We start from the raw sequence: 5,412 nt of genomic DNA on the forward strand, positions 1-5,412 counted from the left end.
CTGACGGCGGCCAGGATGGCTGCGGATCAGGAGCGACGATGAGCAAGCGTACCCGTCGGAACCACGCCCCGGCCTTCAAGGCGAAGGTGGCTTTGGCCGCCCTGCGCGGCGAGAAGACCCTGGCCGAGTTGGCTCAGCAGTTCGATGTGCATCCCAATCAGATCACGGCCTGGAAAGCTCAGCTTCTCGAAGGGGCAGCCGGGGTGTTCGGAGCCGCGGCCCGGCCGGAGGCAACCCCGGCCATCGACGTGAAGACGCTGCACGCCAAGATCGGCGAGTTGACGCTGACCAACGATTTTTTGTCCGGCGCGCTCGGCAAGGCCGGTCTGCTGAGCGCAAAGCGATGATCGATCGCGAGCACAATCTTCCCATCGCCAAACAGGCCAAGGCGCTCGGGATCAGCCGGGGCAGCGTGTACTACCTGCCGCGTGCGGTCCCGGCGGCCGATCTGGCCGTGATGCGGCGGATGGACGAACTGCATCTCGAACTTCCCTTTGCGGGGAGCCGGATGCTGCGGGATCTCTTGAACAAGGAGGGCATCACGATCGGACGCTGTCATGTCGCGACGCTGATGAAGCGCCTGCGCATCGAGGCGCTCTACCGCAAACCGAACACCTCGAAGCCTGCGCCGGGGCACAAGATCTACCCGTATCTCTTGCGCGGGCTGACCATCGACCGACCTAACCAAGTCTGAGCGATGGATATCACCTACGTTCCGATGGCGCGCGGGTTCGTCTACTTGGCCGTCGTGATCGATTGGTTCAGCCGCAAGGTCCTGTCCTGGCGGGTGTCGATCACGATGGAGGCCGACATCTGCGTCGAGGCCCTGGAGGAAGCGCTCGCCCGGCACGGCAGGCCGGAGATCTTCAACACGGATCAGGGAGCGCAGTTCACCAGCCACGCCTTCACCAGTGTCTTGCTGAAGGCCGGTGTCGCCATCAGCATGGATGGCAAGGGCGCGTGGCGCGACAACATCTTCGTCGAGCGGCTGTGGCGATCGATCAAGTACGAGGAGATCTATCTGCGGGCCTACGACACCGTGAGCACGGCCCGCGCCTCGATCAGCCGGTATCTGACCTTCTACAACGACCGAAGGCCCCATTCGAGCCTTGATCGACGCACCCCCAACCAAGCCTACTTCAACAGGCAGCCGCATCCCGCGGCCGCCTGAACCCGGCAGGACATCCACCTATCCAGGCCCAGGTCGCTGTTCAGACAAACCGAGCCACCTCTCATGAACGCCATCAACGCGGACGACATCGTTGAGACCCTGCGCACCAGCCTGCTGGTGCTGGACCGGGATCTCCGGGTGCAGTCGGCCAACCGGGCCTTCTTCCGCACCTTCGGCGTCGAACCTGCCGACACCATCGACCGGCCACTGTTCGAGTTGGGCCACGGGCAGTGGGACATCCCGGCGCTGCGCGAGGTGTTGACGACGATCATCCCCGAAGATCGGGCCATCGAGGCATTCGAGGTCGAGCACGAGTTTCCCGGTATCGGCCGCAAGGTCATGCTGCTCAACGCCCGCAAGGTCTACCGGCCCGGCAACGCCACCGAACGTCTGCTGCTGACCATCGATGACGTGACCGAGGCGCGCGACGCGCAGCGCGAGAGCGAGCGCAACCGGCTGCTGGCGCAAAGCATCGTGGACACCGTGCGCGACCCGCTCGTCATCCTCGAACATGACATGCGGGTGGTATCCGCCAGCCGGGCCTTCCTGCGGCTGTTCAACGTGCCGGCAGAGGCAGTGATCGGGCTCCCGGTGCAGGAGCTGGCGCAGGGGCAGTGGCAGATCGGCAAACTGCAAGAGCTTCTGGCGCGCGTCGTCCCCAACAATGAGAGCTTCGACGGTTTCGAGGTCGAGGACGAGTTTCCCGGACTTGGGCGGCGCATCTTCAAGCTCAACGCGCGCAAGGTGCACCGCCCCGGCAACAACGCCACCCGCCTGCTGCTGGTGTTCGAGGACGTAACCGAGGCGCGTCTGCTCGAACGCCACCGCGACCTGCTGGCGGCCGAGCTGGCGCACCGCATCAAGAACAGCCTGACGATCATCACGGCGTTCGTGTCGTTCGAAATCCGGCGGGCGGCCGAGCCGTGCGTGCAGGGCTACCGGGCAATGCAGGCCCGCATCAGCGCCGTAGCGCAGCTCTATGACGTAATCTCGCGCTCAGCATCGCTGGGGCCGGTGCCGATGGTGCCTTACCTCAATGGCATCGCCGAGAGCCTGCGGGCGAGCCTGTTAGGGGACAGCTCGCAGATCGAGGTCAGCGTGGCGGCCGAGCCGCTGGCCATCGGCCCCGATCACGCCGTGACGGTCGGGTTGATCGTCAACGAGCTGGCGACCAACGCGGTCAAGTATGCCTTCCCCAACGGTAAAGGGCAGATCGTGCTCGGCTTCGACAGGCGGAACGGCGACGTTGCTCTGACCGTCAGCGACAACGGCGCGGGCCTCGGCAGCGCAGGCAACGGCCCCACTGGCTCGGGGCTGGGCTCGCGCTTCGTGGAGGCGTTCGTGCGTCAGGTCGGCGGCACGCTGGCGACCGCCACAGGCCACAGCGGCACGACCTTCACGGTGCACCTGCCGGTGTCCATTCTGGCCGAGGCGTGACGCCCTTTCCGGCTCACGTCCACGCTGATTTATGAAACCTGCACCCTGTATCGCGCCCGTAATCCTGCGGCGCGCTCTTCTGTTCCCATAATACTTTTTGAAACTTTCGTTGAGCGCGAAGCGTAGGGCGGTCACGGGCTTCAATGAGGGAAGCTTGACCACACGGGTAGGAAAGTTTTTTCATGCGCACCGCCTTAACAGCCGCCCTCCTCGCCGTCGGCATGGCAGCCGCCGTTCCGGCCTTCGCCCAGAACGACCCAATGGTCGGCGGCGCGCCGATGATGGCGAGCAAGACCATCGTCGAGAACGCCTCGAAGGCGAACAACCTCACCACACTCGTATCCGCCGTGAAGGAGGCCGGGCTGGTCGAGACCCTCAACGGCAAGGGGCCGTTCACGGTGTTCGCGCCTACCAACGCAGCCTTCGAGAAGTTGCCCAAGGGCACCGTGGACAAGCTGATGAAGCCGGACATGAAGCCGGAGCTGAAGAAGATCCTCACCTACCACGTCGTGCCGGGCAAGCTCGACGCCAAGGAGCTGATGGCCAAGGCCAAGGCCGGGGGTGCGGACGCCAACCTCAAGACCGTCGAGGGCGAGGTTCTGACCGTCAAGATGGACGGCAACAAGCTCGCGCTCATCGATGCGAAGGGCGGCGGCGCGATGGTCGAGCAGGCCGACGTGAACCAGTCCAACGGCGTCGTCCACGTCATCGACAGCGTACTGATGCCGAAGTAATACCTTCGTTGCTATGGTAATTTATCGCTCGCACAGAGCTGTGCGGGCGATAATCCCGAATTTCCATAATGGATTATTATGCGAAGTCCCCGGCTGGTCGGCTGCCGCGCTCACGGTCGACCTTGTGCCCTTGGCAGCTTCGCAACGGGCGTTGATCGGCTGACTGGATCGCGAGCGCGAAGCCTGCGACGCCCGCTTCGGCCGTGGAAGTGTGGTGCCGGTGCCTGTCGGGATGGAGCGGAAGCGCGGCACTTAGACGACGAAGTTCGAGATGCGCATGCCACGCTACACCACGCAGGTCGGCGAGCTGCCGATCGCGCACGCCTGCAGAGAGGCTGGATCGGTGCGGCACCCGCGCCTATGATCCTGGGTGGGGCGGTACGCGCTGTCCTGGGGTGTGGAAACCCCGAGCACACCGGCTTGGTGTCCGCCGGCTTGGACACCGCAATCCTTGACCTTCGTGGTCGGGGAGCCTGCGGCGCATGTCCAGGTGCTCCCCGAGTGCTAAAGGTCGTAGGAGCCGGGTGTGCTCGGTTTTCCAACTCCCCGACTGTGGGTGGTCGAGGCTCGTTTGCGGGGGCGTACCGCGGACACGGGCCTCTCCGGGGAGCAGGTCCATGCCTGATCGGAGCCGTCTCGGCCGGGATCTGCGACCGGAGATCGATGAACTCGGTCGCATCTACCTGTCAAACAGCTTTGAACATTGGGTTCTGTGTCACTTTGTGTGGTGGCACGGAGTGAGCGGGAGCGGTCGCGCTTGGCTGGGATTGGGATGGGGAGAATGCTGTCCCCGAGCTACCCATGCCCAAGCGCTTGCTCCCCTTCATCCCCTCCTCGCTGCGCGTCGTCGCTGTCACGGCCGAGCCCGAGCACGTGACGGTGCTGGCGGTGCCGCGCTCGGCGGCGGCGTGTTGTCCGGTCTGCCGGAGGCAGTCGGATCAAGCCCACGGCCACTATGAGCGCCGCCTCGCCGACCTGCCCTGGCAGGGGCGGTCCGTCTGCCTACGCGTGCGATTGCGCCGCCTGCGCTGTCGCAATCCCGCCTGCCCCCGCCGCACCTTCAGCCAGAGCCTGCCGGACGTCGCCGTCCCGCGCGCCCGGCGTTCCGGCGGCTGCACGACGTGCAGCGTCATCTCGGTCTCGCGCTCGGCGGAGCGCCGGCCGCGCGGCTCGCCCACAGGCTGGCGCTCCCGGCCAGCCCATCCACCTTCCTGCGCATCGTCCGGGCCGGGCCGGCACCGGCCGCTCTGCCGCCGCGCGTGATCGCCATCGACGAATGGGCCTGGCGGCGCGGGCGGCGCTACGGCACGATCATCGTCGACCTGGAGCGCAAGGTCATCGCGGATCTCCTGCCCGACCGTGATACCGACACGGTGGCGGATTGGCTGCGGCAGCGTCCCGGGGTCGAGATCGTCGCCCGTGATCGGGCCGAAGTCTACGCCGAGGGCGTCCGGCAGGGCGCGCCTGGGGCGGTGCACGTCCTCGACCGCTGGCACTTGCTGCGCAATCTGAGCGAGGCTCTGCAGGAGGCGGTCACAGGCCAGCACAGCGTGATCCGCTCGGTGGCGCGGACGCTCGGGGACGAACGAGCCGCAACGCTCCGGGACGAGCACAACCGGGCTCGCCCGCTCACGGCGGCCGACCGGCGCAAACTGGACAGGCACGCCCCGCGTTGCGCACGGCACGCCGAGCTTCTGCGCCTGCATGCAGCCGGCGCCTCGGTCGCCGGCATGGCGCGCCATCTCGACCTCGACCGCAAGACCGTGCGGCGCTGGCTGCGCCGGGACGGGCCGCCGACCTGGGCGAAGCCACCGCGCCCGAGCGTCATCGATCCCCACCGCGCTTATCTCGACCGGCGCTGGGCCGAGGGCTGCCGCAACGGGGCTGCGCTGGCGCGCGAACTCGAGCGGCTCGGTGCCCGGATCAAGCCGCGCGTCGTCCGGGCGTGGGCGACGGCGCGTCGTCGGGCCGGGGCTGATAGGCTCGATCACAAGATCGCCGGCGCGTCGCCTCCTTGGAAACCGCCGGGGACGCGACGCATCGCCCGGCTCCTGCAGGGTGGTGTCGGCG

At 66.8% G+C, this 5,412-nt stretch carries 4 protein-coding genes and 1 pseudogene; all 5 read left to right on the forward strand.

Annotated features, from left to right (window positions below; genetic code table 11):
• Positions 1–38: 38 nt before the first annotated feature.
• A pseudogene (locus Q8W71_RS32265) lies at positions 39–1,171 on the forward strand (IS3 family transposase).
• Positions 1,172–1,234: 63 nt separating this feature from the next.
• A complete protein-coding gene (locus Q8W71_RS32270) occupies positions 1,235–2,608 on the forward strand; it encodes a sensor histidine kinase (protein WP_305529413.1) in 1,374 nt (457 codons plus the stop codon).
• 182 nt (positions 2,609–2,790) lie between these two features.
• A complete protein-coding gene (locus tag Q8W71_RS32275; RefSeq protein WP_305529414.1) occupies positions 2,791–3,342 on the forward strand; it encodes a fasciclin domain-containing protein in 552 nt (183 codons plus the stop codon).
• Between the two features lie 801 nt (positions 3,343–4,143).
• Complete coding sequence (locus Q8W71_RS32285) at positions 4,144–4,605, forward strand: transposase family protein (protein ID WP_305529415.1); 462 nt, start codon at positions 4,144–4,146, stop codon at positions 4,603–4,605.
• Positions 4,602–5,412: transposase (locus tag Q8W71_RS32290; protein WP_305529416.1), on the forward strand; the 811-nt coding region annotated here is incomplete at its 3' end. The genes Q8W71_RS32285 and Q8W71_RS32290, both read left to right, overlap by 4 nt.

The organism is Methylobacterium amylolyticum, from assembly GCF_030700245.1.
Taxonomy (GTDB): domain Bacteria; phylum Pseudomonadota; class Alphaproteobacteria; order Rhizobiales; family Beijerinckiaceae; genus Methylobacterium.

Coding starts and splice junctions, on each gene's coding strand:
- Q8W71_RS32270 (WP_305529413.1), top strand. CDS start 1,235: ATGAACGCCATCAACGCGGACGACATCGTTGAGACCCTGCGCACCAGC.
- Q8W71_RS32285 (WP_305529415.1), top strand. CDS start 4,144: ATGCCCAAGCGCTTGCTCCCCTTCATCCCCTCCTCGCTGCGCGTCGTC.
- Q8W71_RS32275 (WP_305529414.1), top strand. CDS start 2,791: ATGCGCACCGCCTTAACAGCCGCCCTCCTCGCCGTCGGCATGGCAGCC.